Annotated in this window: 20 protein-coding genes and 1 riboswitch; of the genes, 8 read left to right on the forward strand and 12 right to left on the reverse strand. The window is 40.2% G+C overall.

Going from position 1 to position 16,147, the window contains the following annotated elements:
* Window positions 1–180: 180 nt before the first annotated feature.
* From DZB84_RS08960 to DZB84_RS08975, 5 genes are all read right to left on the reverse strand, one after another.
* Complete coding sequence (locus tag DZB84_RS08960; protein WP_317616389.1) at window positions 181–1,014, reverse strand: response regulator transcription factor; 834 nt, start codon at window positions 1,012–1,014, stop codon at window positions 181–183.
* Window positions 1,007–2,476 (reverse strand): sensor histidine kinase, encoded by a 1,470-nt coding sequence (locus DZB84_RS08965; RefSeq protein WP_189655197.1) that lies wholly within the window; start codon window positions 2,474–2,476, stop codon window positions 1,007–1,009. Before DZB84_RS08965 ends, DZB84_RS08960 begins: the two co-directional genes overlap by 8 nt.
* Window positions 2,473–3,477 carry a sugar-binding protein gene (locus tag DZB84_RS08970; protein ID WP_116351916.1) on the reverse strand — a complete coding sequence of 335 codons (1,005 nt, stop codon included), beginning with the start codon at window positions 3,475–3,477 and terminating at the stop codon, window positions 2,473–2,475. The genes DZB84_RS08965 and DZB84_RS08970 overlap by 4 nt, the downstream gene beginning before the upstream one ends.
* Before the next feature lie 105 nt (window positions 3,478–3,582).
* Window positions 3,583–3,723 (reverse strand): hypothetical protein, encoded by a 141-nt coding sequence (locus DZB84_RS24870; RefSeq protein ID WP_189655198.1) that lies wholly within the window; start codon window positions 3,721–3,723, stop codon window positions 3,583–3,585.
* Between the two features lie 16 nt (window positions 3,724–3,739).
* On the reverse strand, window positions 3,740–4,018 hold the full coding sequence (locus DZB84_RS08975; RefSeq protein ID WP_116351917.1) for an alpha/beta-type small acid-soluble spore protein: 279 nt from the start codon (window positions 4,016–4,018) through the stop codon (window positions 3,740–3,742).
* A 259-nt stretch (window positions 4,019–4,277) separates the two neighbouring features.
* Between DZB84_RS08975 and DZB84_RS08980 the strand changes: the two genes are divergently transcribed.
* Window positions 4,278–4,556 (forward strand): HU family DNA-binding protein, encoded by a 279-nt coding sequence (locus DZB84_RS08980; protein WP_116351918.1) that lies wholly within the window; start codon window positions 4,278–4,280, stop codon window positions 4,554–4,556.
* 386 nt (window positions 4,557–4,942) lie between these two features.
* Complete coding sequence (locus tag DZB84_RS08990; protein ID WP_116351920.1) at window positions 4,943–5,230, forward strand: YwdI family protein; 288 nt, start codon at window positions 4,943–4,945, stop codon at window positions 5,228–5,230.
* A gap of 85 nt (window positions 5,231–5,315) precedes the next feature.
* Here DZB84_RS08990 and DZB84_RS08995 read toward each other — a convergent pair whose 3' ends face one another.
* The 3 genes from DZB84_RS08995 to pxpB are packed head-to-tail and all read right to left on the reverse strand — an operon-like array spanning window position 5,316 to window position 7,715.
* Window positions 5,316–6,242 carry a 5-oxoprolinase subunit C family protein gene (locus tag DZB84_RS08995; protein WP_116351921.1) on the reverse strand — a complete coding sequence of 309 codons (927 nt, stop codon included), beginning with the start codon at window positions 6,240–6,242 and terminating at the stop codon, window positions 5,316–5,318.
* Window positions 6,243–6,247: 5 nt separating this feature from the next.
* A complete protein-coding gene (gene pxpA, locus DZB84_RS09000) occupies window positions 6,248–7,006 on the reverse strand; it encodes a 5-oxoprolinase subunit PxpA (RefSeq protein WP_116351922.1) in 759 nt (252 codons plus the stop codon).
* The gene (gene pxpB / locus DZB84_RS09005) at window positions 6,993–7,715 is read right to left on the reverse strand and encodes a 5-oxoprolinase subunit PxpB (RefSeq protein ID WP_116351923.1); all 723 of its coding nucleotides are present in this window, start codon (window positions 7,713–7,715) and stop codon (window positions 6,993–6,995) included. Before pxpB ends, pxpA begins: the two co-directional genes overlap by 14 nt.
* Window positions 7,716–7,796: 81 nt before the next feature.
* Here pxpB and DZB84_RS09010 point away from each other — a divergent pair, with 81 nt between their 5' ends.
* Window positions 7,797–8,168 (forward strand): DUF423 domain-containing protein, encoded by a 372-nt coding sequence (locus tag DZB84_RS09010; protein ID WP_116351924.1) that lies wholly within the window; start codon window positions 7,797–7,799, stop codon window positions 8,166–8,168.
* Between the two features lie 37 nt (window positions 8,169–8,205).
* Here DZB84_RS09010 and gerQ read toward each other — a convergent pair whose 3' ends face one another.
* The 3 genes from gerQ to hemQ all read right to left on the reverse strand — a co-directional run bounded on the left by gerQ (window position 8,206) and on the right by hemQ (window position 10,152).
* A complete protein-coding gene (gerQ, locus tag DZB84_RS09015) occupies window positions 8,206–8,709 on the reverse strand; it encodes a spore coat protein GerQ (protein WP_116351925.1) in 504 nt (167 codons plus the stop codon).
* A gap of 52 nt (window positions 8,710–8,761) precedes the next feature.
* The gene (locus DZB84_RS09020; RefSeq protein WP_116351926.1) at window positions 8,762–9,184 is read right to left on the reverse strand and encodes a cell wall hydrolase; all 423 of its coding nucleotides are present in this window, start codon (window positions 9,182–9,184) and stop codon (window positions 8,762–8,764) included.
* Window positions 9,185–9,399: 215 nt separating this feature from the next.
* The gene (hemQ, locus tag DZB84_RS09025; RefSeq protein WP_116351927.1) at window positions 9,400–10,152 is read right to left on the reverse strand and encodes a hydrogen peroxide-dependent heme synthase; all 753 of its coding nucleotides are present in this window, start codon (window positions 10,150–10,152) and stop codon (window positions 9,400–9,402) included.
* Window positions 10,153–10,449: 297 nt separating this feature from the next.
* On the opposite strand from hemQ, the gene pta reads away from it, so the two are divergent.
* Window positions 10,450–11,421, forward strand: coding sequence for a phosphate acetyltransferase (pta, locus tag DZB84_RS09030; protein WP_116351928.1), 972 nt, complete (start codon window positions 10,450–10,452; stop codon window positions 11,419–11,421).
* A gap of 136 nt (window positions 11,422–11,557) precedes the next feature.
* Here the strand turns inward: pta and DZB84_RS09035 are convergent, their stop codons facing one another.
* Entirely contained in the window at window positions 11,558–11,986 is a 429-nt protein-coding gene (locus DZB84_RS09035; RefSeq protein WP_116351929.1) for a MarR family winged helix-turn-helix transcriptional regulator, read from the reverse strand.
* Between the two features lie 141 nt (window positions 11,987–12,127).
* Here DZB84_RS09035 and DZB84_RS09040 point away from each other — a divergent pair, with 141 nt between their 5' ends.
* The 4 genes from DZB84_RS09040 (at window position 12,128) to DZB84_RS09060 (ending at window position 16,129) form a co-directional block, all read left to right on the forward strand.
* Window positions 12,128–12,661 carry a CarD family transcriptional regulator gene (locus DZB84_RS09040; protein ID WP_116351930.1) on the forward strand — a complete coding sequence of 178 codons (534 nt, stop codon included), beginning with the start codon at window positions 12,128–12,130 and terminating at the stop codon, window positions 12,659–12,661.
* A gap of 139 nt (window positions 12,662–12,800) precedes the next feature.
* Window positions 12,801–13,340: a CarD family transcriptional regulator gene (locus DZB84_RS09045; protein ID WP_116351931.1), complete on the forward strand. Its 540-nt coding sequence runs from the start codon at window positions 12,801–12,803 to the stop codon at window positions 13,338–13,340.
* A gap of 99 nt (window positions 13,341–13,439) precedes the next feature.
* The gene (gene lipL, locus DZB84_RS09050) at window positions 13,440–14,267 is read left to right on the forward strand and encodes an octanoyl-[GcvH]:protein N-octanoyltransferase (RefSeq protein WP_116351932.1); all 828 of its coding nucleotides are present in this window, start codon (window positions 13,440–13,442) and stop codon (window positions 14,265–14,267) included.
* 468 nt (window positions 14,268–14,735) lie between these two features.
* Window positions 14,736–14,892: riboswitch (SAM riboswitch) on the forward strand.
* A gap of 160 nt (window positions 14,893–15,052) precedes the next feature.
* Complete coding sequence (locus DZB84_RS09060; protein WP_116351934.1) at window positions 15,053–16,129, forward strand: sugar ABC transporter substrate-binding protein; 1,077 nt, start codon at window positions 15,053–15,055, stop codon at window positions 16,127–16,129.
* Window positions 16,130–16,147: the final 18 nt, after the last annotated feature.

Genomic DNA, 16,147 nt, shown 5'->3' on the forward strand with positions numbered 1-16,147 from the left:
ATCTAGTAATACATTACTTTCCTCAGACTGACTTGAAAACGCTTGTCAGACAAGGCGTGCAGCCGATCGAAGACGCGAATAGAAGTTGCCTTCATGAGCGGACGAGAGAGGCAAGCAACGCAGTATGCGAGCGTTTGTCAACAGTCTGAAATCAGCTTATCTCAAGCTGATTTCGTAAGGTTATTTTAATGTGATGCTTCGATATTCTGATGGTGACATACCGGTATATTTTTTAAAAACCCTGCTAAAATAATTGGGGTCCTTATAGCCAACGGAATAACAGATTTCTTTTAAGCTTTTACTAGGGTCATCCATTTCCTTTTTCGCATGATCAACTCTCACAGTTGTGAGGTAGTCAATGAAGGTAACTCCAATTTTTTCTTTAAAAAGCTTACTAAAATGATACGGACTTAGTTCCACATATTCCGCTACTTCCTCGAGTGTTAGAGATTCATAGTAGCGCAAATCAATATATTTTTTGGCCTTTGACAATAACCCGTGGAGTTGATTGTTTTTCCATAGTTCGGTTGAATGGGGATGATCCTCATTGATTGATGTGATTCCTTCCTTTTGGGCGAGGACCAGTAATTCCTTCATTCGATTTTTAAGCTCGGTTTGCGCATTGGCCTGTCTTCTTTCCTGCACAATCTCCGCTTTCACTCTATCAATGGCAGCTAAGATATCAGCTTTACGACTTGGCTTTAAAATGTATTCCTTCACACCTTGCTGCATCACTTCTTTTGCATATTCAAACGTGTTAAATGCGGATACCATAATGAATTTAATGTCAGGATCTAATTGTTTAATTTGCTTAACCGCTTCAACTCCATCGATCCCGGGCATTTTGATATCCATAAGAATCAAGTCTGGCTTGAGCTGTGTAGCTTTCTCAATGGCTACTCTTCCGTTTGGAGCCTCACCGATGACTTCAACATCGGTACATTCGGTTTGAATGATTTTTGTAATCGCCTTCCGTTCAAATAATTCGTCATCAGCAATTATCACTTTAATCATGATCTGTCACCCCTTTTTGATCATAAGGAAGCAAAAGTCGAAATGTGGTTCCACTATCTTTTATTGATTCTATTTCTACAACGTCCATTCGCTTATAAAATAACTGAAGTCTTTGGATGACATTTTTTATCCCAATTCCGGTTGAATGTCCGGTTGATTTTTCAAGAGGGACACTATCGTCTTGCGAAGTTCCATCTGCTATTTGCCTAAGCTTAGTTAGTGTGTTTTTATCCATCCCTGCTCCATTGTCTGTAATCTCTACACATATTCGATCAGACACCCGAAACACATGTAGCTTGATGATGCCACCATCCTCCATCGATTCAATCCCATGAATAAATGCATTTTCGATGATGGGCTGGAGGGATAGCGATGGTATTTCGACGTTTAAGCAATCCGGGTCAACCTCCATTTTAAAATCAATCCGTTCGCCAAAGCGGGTACGTTGGATATAGAAATACTCTTTAACAATTTTGACTTCGTTTAAGAGAGTCGAAGATTTATGTAAGTCTCCCAAATTATAGCGAAGCAGTGCAGCAATTGCTTCGATTAACCGAGAGGTGTTTTGAGCCTCTTCCAAGTAAGCCATCTTTGAAACAGTATTAAGCGTATTAAACAGGAAGTGTGGGTTGATCTGGTTTTGTAGGCTTTTTAATTCCAATTCCTTCAGTAGCTTATCAAGCTCTGATTGTTCCTTGATCTCACTTACCAATTGACGAATATTAAGCCTCATTTGATTAAATGTGTTCGTTAATAATTTTAACTCATCATTGGTTGTTACCTTGAGTTCATCACCGGAAAAGTTACCTTCTGAAATTTCAGTGGCTGCCTTGGATAATTGACGAATTGGTTTTGTAATTCCGCCTGATAGCCACATGGCTAGAAGCAAACTTAATAGAAATGTTGAACTAAACAAGGACATCCCCATTAAATTAAAATAGCGGTTCTGCTTTTCGATTTCTTCATAAAATAATTGATAATCGGTTAGTTCGTTATTAACTAATGACAACGTTGTCTCTTGAATAAAACCTGCAAATTTCGTTGCTTCATTTAGGTGTGTGGAGTATCGATTTATTTCTTTGTTCTGGAACATGCCAATCGTTAGATCAGTGGCTTCAATATAACTACTAATGATATTTTTATAATTCGATAGAGTAATCGCGTTATTTTCATTCGAAAGCTCATTGGTCAACTGCCCCTGATAGGTTAAAAGCTTCTTTCTGGCGCGAAAATAGTCTTTGAGGAAGGTATCTTCCTCTTCGACGATATAGGATTGCATTTTTTCATGGACGAGATTAACCTGCTGTGAAATATCATTTAATAACAGAAACTTTTCAAAGCTATCATCATATTCAGAAACGATTTTTTCACTGCTTTTATAAAACAAAAAGGCAACCGCATTCAAAATAATAAAGACAATCATAAAATAAAGAAGTAATTTCGTACGGATTCGAATAATCATGATGGATCCATCCTTATGATACGCTTTGAATCAAGTGGCAGGTCTTCGGGCCGTATGACTCTAGTTTCTGTATGTACCGTATCCGGAACGTTTCGTCCCTCGATTAAGTCGATCATCAATTGAACGGAACGATATCCCATTTGATAAGGCTCTTGCATGACGGTAGCGTCAATTGTGCCTTTTTTCATATAGTGAAGGGTATCTTCAATGGTATCAAATCCAATAATATAGATTTGATCTTGTTTCTGATAATGTTCAACAACCTGTGCGATTCCGATTCCATCTAAGGCGCTTGTTCCATAAAAAGCCGTGATCTCTGGATGTTCTTTAAGAATTTTGTTAGCGGCCTCCGCGGCTCGAACCCTAGTGATATTTGATTCTTCAATTGCAATAATTTGAATCCCTTCCTCATTCTGAATCGCATCTTTAAAGCCTTGAACACGAAGTTGTTGATGAGAAGCGTAGAAATGTCCAGTGACAATCGCAACATTTGCTTTCCCACCTGTATCTTGAATAAGCGCCTGACCGGCAATAAAGCCCGAATAATAATTATCAGTACCAACATAGGAGTATCGCTTGCTTGTTGCTGCATCGGTATCAACGGTAATCACAGGGATCCCCTTTTCAACGATCTGATTTATCAGTGGGGTAAATTGATCTTCTTGAAGACCTTGTGTTAAAATGCCGTCCACCCTTGACGCAGTGGCCATTTCCAGAGTCTTAAGATGCTCTTCTGTATTTGCTTGTTTAGGTCCGGTGTATTCAAGGACCACATTGAAATGCTGAGCAGCTACTTTTGCTCCATTTTCAACAAGTCGCCAATAATCATTGTCTAGTTCTTGTGGAACAAGAACGAAATGATAACGAGGCGCTTCGCTTGTAGCTTTTGCAGCATTGTTCCCAAAATGGAAAATTTGATAGGCATAATAGCAAGTAAGTGAAAAAGTAATGAGAAATAATAACACCCCAATGCCGTATAGAAATTTAGAAAGGGCAGACAAAGCGAATTCACCTCCAGTTTGAAAGCGTTTGTATATCCATTTTAGCGATAATTGGTTGGGGTGTAAAAGAAAAAACTGCCCATGTGTTTTTGGGCAGTTTCAGAATTATTGATCTTTCTTTCCTATTTCATTACCTGTTGTGTACTCATAGCTTGCCTCATAGCCAGATTCTCTTGCTTTTGGTCCTTTTGCAACCTTGTACTGACTGTGATTGGATTGACCGACACGATTTTTCGTTTTTGCCATATTTAAGAATGCCTCCTTACCCCCGTTTATTTAAGTTTTCCTGTGCCATACGGATCATTTCTTTGACCATATTGCCTCCAATGTTTCCGCCTACTTTTCCGGCTTGTTTGGATGTAAGGTTGCCGTTGTACTCATCATTTAGTGGAATGCCTAGTTCCCTTGCGACCTCATATTTTACGTTGTCGGGATTACTTGGGTCTGTTTTATACCCTTGCTTTTTCATGACGTTTGCTTTTAATTGGTCAAGTTCTTCTCTTGCTTCTGGAACAAGTGGTCGACGTTTTCTTCGTGCCATGTTGAGTCCTCCTTTCATACTTTATTTTTTAATAGTATTTCCAAGTATAAAAACTAGAATTTCGGTAAAACTTGGTAGTAACAAGAAATTTTTTAAAATATTTATCGAAAATTAGTTTGAAATGCTTGTTTTTTGGCTAATCTAGTGATGTAATAGCTTATACCAACAGTTTAATAGGGAAATTTCGCTTAATATCTTGCGAACCTATGAAAAAAGTGGTAAAAAGAATATGTGCTTATTTGGAGAGGAGAATTGAACAATGAACAAAACAGAACTAATCAGTGCAGTTGCAGAAAGTGCAGAACTATCTAAAAAGGATGCAACAAAAGCTGTAGATGCAGTATTTGAAGCTGTTCAAAATGCATTAAGCAACGGAGATAAAGTACAATTAATCGGATTCGGTAACTTCGAAGTTCGTGAGCGTGCTGCTCGTAAAGGTCGCAACCCACAAACTGGTGAAGAAATCGAAATCGCAGCTAGCAAAGTACCTGCATTCAAACCAGGTAAGGCTCTTAAAGACGCAGTTGCTGGTAAGTAATTTTACATAATGATCTGCGTAAATGCCCCTCAGAGATGATCTGAGGGGTTTTTTCATTCGGTTAGACTCCAAATTACTAGATTGACAAAATGTAAGTTTGACGCGCATCCTCCTACATGGGAAAATGAGAGTATCGATTTTTACAAAAAGGTAGTGAAGGGATGCAAAAGAGAGTCAATTGCTTAAAATGCAAACACTTTTACACGACATGGGACCCGAAATTTCCTCGTGGATGTCGTGCCTTCAACTTTAAAACGCAGGCGATGCCTTCTATCACGGTATTTCGATCCTCTGGGGCACATTGTATGAAGTTTGAAGAAAAGCGGCCACAGACGAAGCAGAAGCCTTCCTACAACGTAGACATTCGGGCATAGGAGTTGAAATTTATGAATATATCTGTCGGTAAGATTTTAGATAAAATGCACCAAGAATTACAGATGGCAAAAAGTGAAGCAAGCGAACAAAAGGTGAGAGAGCGGTTAATGGCAATTCGAACATTATGTGACCTTGTTTTGGATGAGGCGCCAGCTGAGGTAAGACGGGTTGAAACTGTGCCAGTGCAGCCAATGCCGAAGGTTGTGCAGCCCATTCAGACGATGCAACCAACGACGATTCAAAACGCAACGAAATTAGAAGAAGACGATGCAAACGGAGACTCTCTATTTGATTTTTAAGTAGAGAGTTTCCTTTTTTGAGTTGATTTTTGGCTTTGTCCGATATCCTAAAACGAGAAATGATAAAAAAACCTTCAGGATAACGTTATCCCTGAAGGTTTTTAAGAAATTTTTCTCTTTTTTTGTAGAGTTCATGCGCTGTTTCAATCCTGCAGCGCTCAAAGCGAATTGTTCCACCGGGTGCCAGTTGCGCAATTTTATAAATATCAACAGAAATGACGGTTGCAATTCGTGGATAGCCTCCTGTCGTTTGTCGATCGGCTAATAAGATGATCGGTTCTCCGCTACTTGGGACTTGAATGCCACCAAGTGGGATGGCGTCAGATGGGATTTCAGCTTTGTCTTTATGCTGTAACGGCGTTGTCCCCTGTAATCGATAGCCCATTCGGTCTCCTTGAACAACTCGATACCGGTCTGTGAAGAATTTTTCGATCGTATCCTTTGTAAAATAATTGTCATGTGGTCCCGGAATGGCGCGGACTGTAACCTCTTTTTCAAATGTTGGAATAAAATGACGCGTGAGCCCGGTGTTTTTTCGGAAAAGACTCCTAGTTCCGTAAAGAATATCCCCATCAATTATTTCCGCTCCAAGCTTTGCCTTCGGGTAATATGATTTACTTCCCAGTACTTCATCGGCATGAAAACCACCAGCTACCGCTAAGTATGCACGAGTACCTGAGACTGGTTTGCCAAACCGGATCATGTCCCCTTTTTTCACGACAAAGGACTTCCATAACGGAGCTTTATTTCCGTTAACGGTCATGCTTAAATCAGCACCACATACTGCGATTGAAATTGTGTCTGCCTCCACAAGTAATGTTGGTCCAAGCATAGTAATTTCAAGTACAGCTTCACCCCTTGGATTGCCGACAAGAATATTTGCGAGTTGGCTTGAATATGAATCCATTGCTCCGCTTGTGACGACTCCAAATTGTTGATACCCATAGCGACCTAAGTCTTGAAAAGTGGTATATAGCCCTTTTTTAAGGACGGTAAAAAGTGGTTGTCCCATTTAAATCACCTGATTGCCTTAATTGTAATGCCTTCATTGGTTAATGCTTGACGTAACTTCTGTACGAATTGAATGGCATGAATGTTGTCTCCGTGAACACAAATTGAGTCTGCTTTGATGGGAATGACTTCGCCATGAATCGTTTGGACGGTTTGCTCTTTCACCATTTGCAGAACTTGTTTGATGGCCTGATTGCTGTCGTGAATGATGGCGTTAGGCTCGGTTCTTGGGGTTAAGGTTCCGCCAGGCTGATAGGTTCGGTCCGCAAATACTTCAGAAACGGCATTTAGACCGTATTTTTCCCCTGCTTCGATTAATTTGCTACCGGCAAGCCCGTATAACGCAAGTGTAGAGTCAAAATTGGCGATGGCCTTTGCAATGGCCTCTGCAAGGCTTGTATCGACTGCAGCCATATTATAGAGAGCTCCATGTGGCTTTACATGCGTGAGTTTCACATCATGCACCTGGCAAAAGGCAGAAAGGGCCCCGATTTGATAGATCACGAGATCATAGACGTCAGACGGCGAAACTGCCATGGATCTTCTGCCAAACCCAACAAGGTCCTGGAATCCAGGGTGGGCCCCGATGGCAAGGTCATACTTTTTCGCAAGCTGGACGGTTTGATTCATTACATGTGGGTCGCCAGCGTGAAACCCACAAGCGATATTGGCACTTGAGATATGTGGTAATACCTGCTCATCGTTGCCGATTTTATAAGCGCCAAAGCTTTCTCCTAAATCACAATTCAAATCAATCGTTCTCAAGTATTTTCACCTCGACCCTGTATCGATTTTCGTTTACGAGATTTTCAATTTCCAGATATTCATCAGCCGATATCGGTGTAAAACGTAGAAAGTCCCCTGCTTTCAGTAAAAAAGGTTCTCTCTTTTTAGGGTCAAATAATGGTACCGGTGTTCGACCAATGAGATTCCACCCTCCTGGTGATTCGAGTGGGTAAATGCCAGTTTGGTCACCGCCGATGCCAACTGCCCCTTTGGGAACTTTAAGTCTAGGGTTTGATAGACGCGGTGTTGCAAGCCTATCTGAAAGCCCTTTTAAATAAGGGAAGCCTGGTAAAAAGCCAATCATATAGACGAGATAGCTAGCACTGCTATGTAAGGAGATGACTTCTTCCGTTGATAGTCCTGAACTAAGCGCAACATGCTCAAGGTCCTCGCCATCATAGCAGGTTGGAATAACGATTACCTCTTTTAAAGTGACGTTCTCGATTGGAGATATTCCTCTGCAAATCTCTGAAACCTGCTCAGAAAGATTTTTATAGGAAGTGAGAATGGGATTATAGTAAATCGTGATCGATTGAAAAGCAGGGACAAGCTCAACGACCCCTTGTAACCTCATTCTCTCAATTTGTTTAGTCGTTCGCTGGATTTGTTTCTGCAAGTCTTTTGAAGCCGGTCTGTTGTAAAAAATCTGTAAGGCCATGTCTCCGACAGGTAAAATGTCTAGGTCCATAACAAAACACCTCTTACTACTATCTTATATTGAATATGTTAAAATGAAATAGGAATTTTCAAAAAAGGATGGAGAACGAAAATGAAACTATTTTTAATATTGGGAGCGATTAATGCATTTTTAGCGGTTGCGCTGGGTGCTTTTGGTGCGCATGGATTAGAAGGAAAAATCACTGAAAAATATTTAAAAACATGGAACACAGCGGTTCAGTATCAAATGTTTCATGCCATCGGCTTGTTTATTGTGGCGTTTTTAGCGGACAAGTTTTCACAGGTAAGCCTGATTACGACAGCTGGTTGGAGCATATTTGTCGGGATTATTTTATTCTCAGGAAGCTTGTACGTATTAAGTGTATCTGGAATTAAAATACTAGGTGCCATCACTCCACTTGGTGGCGTAGCCTTTTTACTAGGCTGGGTTTTATTGATGGTGGCAGCCGTCAAACATTTATAGTATGTGAAAAGGAGTGTCCGCGGACACTCCTTTCTTTTTAGCGTGGTGGGTAAGATACTAGACCTTGTTGGGCTCCACCGCCAAATGGATATTGATACTCGATTTCTTCGTCAAATGTAATATATTGTAGGAAGACCATTAATAATAGGTAACGCATGCCTGTTTGTGGATCGCTTAAAATCAGGTGGTCACGTCCTGCAGCTTCAATAAGTCCTTTAAATACTTTTTGTTGGTTGGTGTTATCAAAGCCCATGTAAACAGTCGCAGCCTTACCTTTGTTCAGTCGAAGAATGTTTTCGATATAGGATTCTTCAAGTGGAAGCATCCCCGGTACATTTTGCGCGATACCACCCGTTTGAGCGAAAGTTGGCGTTTGGAAAGTTGGCGTTTGTGGCATCTGAAAGCCCCCTTGTTGCTGTTGGGTCGGATACGTATATCCGAATTGGCGTGGATCCATATAGAATCCATACTGTCCATAGCTTTGAGGGTTATACCCGTAAGCTTCATATGGATTTTGCGATTGTTGATTGTCTTTACTCAATGTAAGCCCTCCTCAGAATATGTTTTACTTTTTTTCTAAAAGGCGAATTGCCTTAAAACACGCCAGGACAATCCTCCTGAGTAGGTTGGTAGAAGCAATGTGCTTTATACCGTCCTACGTTCCACTGGTTAAACCATTGTGCCGGACAGTTTCCTGATGGTTGAAAAAACCATAATGAAAACCTGGCAGGGTGAAATCTTTCCCCCTTTAGTACCCTTCGTGCAAGTGCGATCTCAGTTGGTCGAGCAGCCTGGTAAAAATAGCCCTTTTGCGTCGCTTCAAAGCCACCGGGACTTTGAAAGACCATTCTTCGAATGGTGTTAATGTCCTTAAAATCCAGACAACGAGATCTCGTACGGTTTACCCCAACATTCCCTACTAATAGCATGCCTTGCCTGCCTTCACTTTCAGCCTCAGCACGCAATAGCCTTGCTAATAGCTTTACATCTTCCTCCGTGTGCGCAACTACTGCCATTTTTTCACCTCACTTAAAAAAGAAGACTTGTCGAAAGTCTCTTTATTAACTTATTGATAAGGTGAAAAATGGGTTCCTACTTCTAGATTCATTTTTGGGATACTTTATTAGATTTCTGGTGGATATGTTTTGTGGATTCATCATTGAATTGTATGAGAGAGGAAAAAGGATTATGAATATGGATGAAAAAAAAGAGAGGAAGCCCTCTCTTTTTTTTAATTTATGTGTAAAAATTGTGGAACTTTTTCTTCGGTTAGAATGTTTCCTACAAAGAATGCGCCGAATTCACCATAGCGTGCACTTACTTCGTCAAAACGCATTTCATAAACGAGCTTTTTGAATTGAAGGACATCGTCGGAGAATAGGGTTACGCCCCATTCGTAATCATCAAAGCCGACAGAGCCAGTGATGATTTGTTTTACGATACCAGCATATTGGCGACCAATCATACCATGGCTTCTCATAAGCTCCTTGCGTTCTTCCATTGAAAGCATGTACCAGTTGTCATTGCCTTCACGGCGCTTGTCCATTGGATAGAAGCACACATATTTGTTTTTTGGTAGGATAGGGTATAAGCGTCCGCGTACATAAGGATTTTGGTATGGATCCTCTTTGCTTTCGCCTGCCACATAGTTACTTAATTCAACAACAGATACATATGAATAAGTAGGAATTGTGTATTCAGCAAGCTTTGTTTTGTTGAATTCGTTTTCGATTTCATTCAACTCTTCCATTGTTGGACGAAGAATCATCATCATGAAATCAGCTTTTTGACCAACAATTGTGTATAATGCATGACTTCCTTGACTTTCGCTTTGAGTCTTATTCCACTTCTCCACTAGACCAAGAAATTCATGAATCGCTGCTTGGCGCTCGTCACTTGAAAGAGTTTTCCAAGATGTCCAATCAATCGAACGGAAATCATGAAGGCAATACCAGCCATCAAGCGTTTGTGCTGCTTCAGCCATTACTATCACTCCTCGTATTACATTGATTATGTATTCAACCACTACTATATCATAGTTTCCCCTATAGCCAACTTAGTAAACTCCGAACAATTTTGTGAACATAAGCATGAGTGAGTAATTTGTAAGGTAGTAGGGAAAATTGAAGATAGTGTCATAATACTGTCACAAGAATTCTAAGGCTTTTTAGTTTTCATTTTGTGAAAAAAGCCGTATCCTTATGGTTGGCAGTTTTGCAGGGTGATGATGACCCAATTTACATAAAAGCATGTAAATGCACGAGATTTAGGAGGTATAAATGTGAGCGATTTATTTACTCAATTAAAAGAAAAGGTATCAGGAAAGGACATGAAAATTGTGTTTCCTGAAGGACTAGATGAGCGTATTTTAAAAGCAGTAAGCCGTTTAGCAAGCGAAAAGGTACTTGTGCCAGTCGTAATTGGTGAGAAGTCTGCGGTTGAAAGCAAAGCAAAAGAAGTAGGCGTTTCACTTGATGGAGTGCAAATCTATGATGCTGATTCTTACCCAGAGTTTGACCAACTTGTGGCATCATTTGTTGAAAGACGTAAAGGGAAAGCAACGGAAGAGGATGCACGTAAAATTCTTAAGGATGAGAACTACTTTGGAACAATGCTTGTTTACACTGGTAAGGCACACGGACTTGTAAGTGGTGCTGCCCATTCTACAGCAGATACAGTTCGCCCTGCTCTTCAAATTATTAAAACAAAGCAAGGTGTGAAGAAGACTTCTGGTGTGTTTATCATGGTTCGTGAAGATGAGAAATATGTATTTGCTGATTGTGCGATCAATATTTCACCAGACAGCCAGGATTTAGCTGAAATCGCAATCGAGAGTGCCAATACAGCAGAAATGTTCGATATTGAGCCAAGAGTGGCAATGCTAAGCTTCTCAACAAAGGGATCTGCGAAGTCTCCTGAAACGGAAAAGGTAGTAGACGCAGTTAAGATTGCAAAAGAAATGAATCCGGCATTGGTATTGGACGGAGAATTCCAGTTTGATGCGGCATTTGTTCCATCTGTAGCTAAGAAAAAAGCACCAGATTCCGTGATTAAGGGTGACGCAAATGTATTTGTATTCCCAAGTCTTGAAGCGGGTAATATCGGGTACAAAATTGCACAGCGCCTAGGAAACTTTGAAGCGGTAGGTCCAATTTTACAGGGCTTAAATCAGCCGGTAAATGACCTATCACGCGGATGTAATGATGAAGATGTGTATAAGCTTGCATTAATCACAGCAGCACAAGCTTTATAGGAATGAGAAATGGCCATGTCAGGGAACATGGCCATTTTTTGTGGTTGTATTTAGTTAGTGGCAGTATTTTTGAAACAGTGGCAGTATTTCTGAAATAGTGGCAGTAAACCCTCATCCTCGGACTCTAACCTAACTATCAGAGTTCCCAATCCATTTTTAATACGTTTTTAAGAAGTTCGACTTGTTCATCACCAATTTTTTCAGCGAGCTGCTTTTCAATTTTCGATTTAAGCGCCTCATTTTTCTCATAGCATTCCTCACCAAATGGTGTGAGTTCAATCGATTTTTCTTTTCTATTGTGTTCGACATCCATTACGTTAACAAGACCTTTCGCCTTCATGTTTTTTATAAACTTATGAGTAGCCTGTCTTGAGATGTCTACATTTTTTGAAACATATGCAATTGTTGGTTGCTTTTTATATATTCTCGACATGATGTACCATTCGGAATTTGAAATCGCGATGTCGCTAGTCTCGTTCCATAATTTTTCTGCAATTCCACGAAGTTGACCATGCCTTTCACTTATAAGGTCAATGAGATCTAATTGTTGAAGTACAGGATCCATACATTCCACTCCCGTTTTTATAATCGTCATTACTATACAAAAAACGATAGATATTGTCAACTGAGTTGACAAAGTGTGAAAGAAAAGGTAAATTAATTATTGTAAACTAGGTTGACAATCAGTGGGATGGGGGTCATAAAAATGTTTAAAGTTGGGGATTTGGTTGTCTATTCATCACTTGGAATTTGTAAAATAAATGACATTTGTGATGAAACATATTACGGTAGGACCCGAAAATATTATATTTTACATCCAATTGAGGATAACGATCTAACCATTCGTAATCCTGTAGATAATGATAGAGTTCTTATGCTAGGAATCATTAATCGTCAGGATGCAGAAGACATGCTAGAATCCTTTAAACGCACTGGCATTGCTTGGATTGAGAAGGGGAATGAACGAACAAAAATATATCACGAAATTGTCATGTCTGGTAATCGGAAGGAAATCGCGGGGATTGTAAATACTTTGATGTGTAGAAAATATGAAGTAGAGATGGCTGATAAAAAGTTAGGCGAGCCTGACCGCAGACTTCTTTTACATATTCAAAATATCTTGTACAAAGAGTTAGCGATTTCATTGGATACTACGTTTGAGAAAATAGCAAATGAGGTTGAAAGGAACATTAAATATAAGATTGGGCTCTTATTAAGTGAAAGGGTACCGACAAAGTAGTTTTAAGGGGATTTTGTCTTTATGGCAACCCGTAGAGATGATAACGCTCAAATGTCAACCAAGTTGACATTTTTCGTAAAATGGAGTATGATAAGTATAGTCAACTAAGTTGACAATCCATTGGATAGGAGCATGGTACATGTTTAATATTGGGGATCTGGTGATTTATTCAAATCAGGGGATTTGTCGAATAGATGATATTTGTGAGAAAACATATTCTGGGATTACTCGAAATTATTATATTATGAGCCCAATTGAGGATAGTACTTTGACGATTCAAAATCCAGTAGACAATGACCGCAATTTAATGCGAGCAATCATTGGAAAAAGTGAGTCAGAGGAGATATTGGACTCGTTTAAGCTACCGGGAATTCAGTGGATTGATCATGCGTCTGAACGTCATAAAAATTATTCCGAAATCGTTTCTTCTGGAGACAGAAAAGAAATTTCGAGCGTTTTAAATACATTAATGAGTAAAAAATATGAATTTGAAATAATTGATAAGAAGTTGTCTGAACATGACCGTAGACTTCTCCTTCATATTCAAAAAATACTTTTTAAAGAGTTAGCCATTACGTTGGATACGACGGTAAAGGCCATTGAGAAAGATATTAATCGTATGATTGCGCACAAAATGAGCAAGACCTCCCATCACGAGGTAGCAAATTTCGTAAATTAAAGGTAAAATAGGGAATGTTAAAACCAGGCAATGCCTGGTTTTTTACGGTTCAATTACGATTTTAAAAAAAGCACTTTTTATGTAATAGGAGTATGACGTATGACCGAAAGTCTTTTACACCAGCCAAGCTGGCGGATTATAGATCAATCGAGTTTAGGCTATCAATTTGATGCATTACAATCGTTTGCGATAGATGATACACTTTGTGCATTTGTAGGAAAAGGAGATTCACCAGCTACTGCAAGGGCCTGGGTTCATCATCAGACCATTGTGCTTGGGATTCAGGATACGAAACTTCCCTTTCTTGAGGAGGGGATAAATCTCCTTGAGTCAATGGGCTATCGTGCAATCGTACGAAATTCGGGCGGACTAGCAGTGGTTCTTGATGAGGGAGTGCTAAACATCTCGCTTATCTTTCCTGAAACGGAAAAAGGCATTGATATCAACCGTGGCTACGATACAATGCTTGAGTTGATTCGAAAAATGTTCGAAGGCTATGAAGTCGACATTGTAGCACGTGAGGTTGTCGGTTCATATTGTCCAGGAAGCTATGATTTAAGTATAGACGGGAAAAAGTTTGCAGGAATCTCCCAGCGTCGCCTTCGTAACGGGGTGGCAGTCCAAATATATTTAGGCGTGACAGGGAGTGGATCTGAGCGAGCAGAAATCATTCGCCAATTTTACGAGGTGGGGCTGCAAGGGGTAGCGACGAAATTTGTCTATCCAGATGTGAAGCCCGAGACGATGGCGTCTTTGGCAGAATTGATTGATCCTAATCTAACTGTACAAACCGTCATGTTACTGCTACTTAAAACCCTAAAAAACGAAAGTGAAAAAATCTTCGCCTCACAGCTAACAGAAGAAGAAATGCCAGTATTCGAGCAAAACCTTTTACGAGTGCTTGAACGGAATAACAAAGTATTATAAGGGTCCAGGGGACGGTTCTCCTGGTCCTTTTTTTGTGTTGGAAAAGGGGTTGGTGGGCTCGTAATTGCGCTTTAATTTTGACAATTGCGCTTTAGTTCGAAGGAAATGCGTATTAAATGTAATAATTGCGCGTAAGTCGGGGACATATGCGTCATGATACGAAAAAAGCAAATTACTTACCTTCTCACTATTAAAATATTTTTTATAATAAAAATATTGAAATTTGTTTTTGACCATGATATGATTCTCGTCAAGTAAGATAATTCAAACTTTATTCAGCCGTGATCCAATCCCGGCTGAATAAAGTTAGCCTCCGGCGGATGCCTCGATTTTTCAAAGGAAATTTCGAGCAGTAAGATCAAAGACTAAGAGCGCCACGTCCTGTGGCAACGTCTTTGTGACCCACCTCGTGTGGGCCTAAAATCGCGCAATTACGCCAAGGCATAATTGAATAGTATGCTGTATTTTCTCTTATCAAGAGTAGGCTGAGGGATTTGGCCCGATGACGCCCAGCAACCGACCGTAATACCATTGTGAAATGGGGCGACTTAGTTCGCCGGGTGAACAACCCGCAAGGCACGGTGCTAATTCCAACAGAAGGATGATTCTTTCTGGTAGATAAGAGGTGCGAAGACTTTTGTATGCTTCAAGCCTCTTTCTGATAAGAAAGAGGCTTTTTTACATCTCTAAAAAGAAGCCTCAACAAACAGGAGTGTGATGGCTTTCAACTTGAGTAAACAGATGTGAAAAATAAGATTACATACAAAAGAAGGGGAGAAAAACAAATGAAATTATCAAAACTATTATTTACGACATTATTAATTATTGCAGTACTAGTTGGCTGCCAACCGAAAGTAGCCGAAGAAACAACGAAAACGGATAGCACAGAAGTAAAGAATTCTGATCATCCATTAGCAAACAAAAAAGTTGCGTTAATTATGCAGCAAAACTTAGGAACATTCTCAGCGCAATATATTGAGGGTGTTGAGGAACAAGTAAAAAAGTTCGCAGGCGAAACAACGGTTTTTACATCTGACGGAGACCTTGCAAAAATGTCGTCAAACGTAGATGCAGCAGTAAACCAAGGCTTCGATGCCATTTTAATTGACCATGGAACAAAGGAAGCACTGCAAAGCTCCGTTCAAAAGGCAGTCGACAAAGGAATTCCAGTTGTTGTTTTTGATGCAGAAGTGGAAGTGGAAGGTGTAACCGTTCTTGAACAAGGTGACCAGCAAATGGCACAAATGACTCTTGAAAAATTGGCAGAAGACGCTGGTGGTGAAGCAAATATCGTAAAAATCTGGGTTGCGGGCTTCGCACCAATGGAAAGACGTCAGTTGGCCTACCAAGAGTTTCTTGATAACAACCCAGGCATAAAAGAGATCGCAACATTTGGTGCCGCTACGGCAAACACGGCTTTAGATACACAAGCACAAATGGAAGCTCTTTTAAAACAATATCCTGAGGAAGGTCAAATTACAGCGGTTTGGGCAGCATGGGATGAGTTTGCAAAGGGTGCTGTTCGTGCCATTCAACAAGCAGGACGTACAGATATCAAAGTGTACGGAATTGACATGAGCGATGAGGATTTACAAATGATTCAAGCAGATAATAGCCCATGGGTTGCGTCAGCAGCGGTTGATCCAAAAGATATCGGACGTATCCAAGTTCGTTTTGCATACCAAAAATTAAACGGTGATGAAACACCTGAACGCGTAAAATTGGAACCAGTTTTCGTAACAAAGGATGCACTTCCAGGAGAACAAATTACAACCGCCGAGCTTGACCAGTACATTGAAGGCTGGGGTAAAAGCGAACAAGGCTACACAGACGAGTTGAAAAAGCTTGAAGCTGGAGAGTAAAAAAGAGGGCCTTCAGAG

This window comes from Bacillus sp. HNG (genome assembly GCF_003400205.1).
Lineage (GTDB): Bacteria > Bacillota > Bacilli > Bacillales > Bacillaceae_L > Ferdinandcohnia.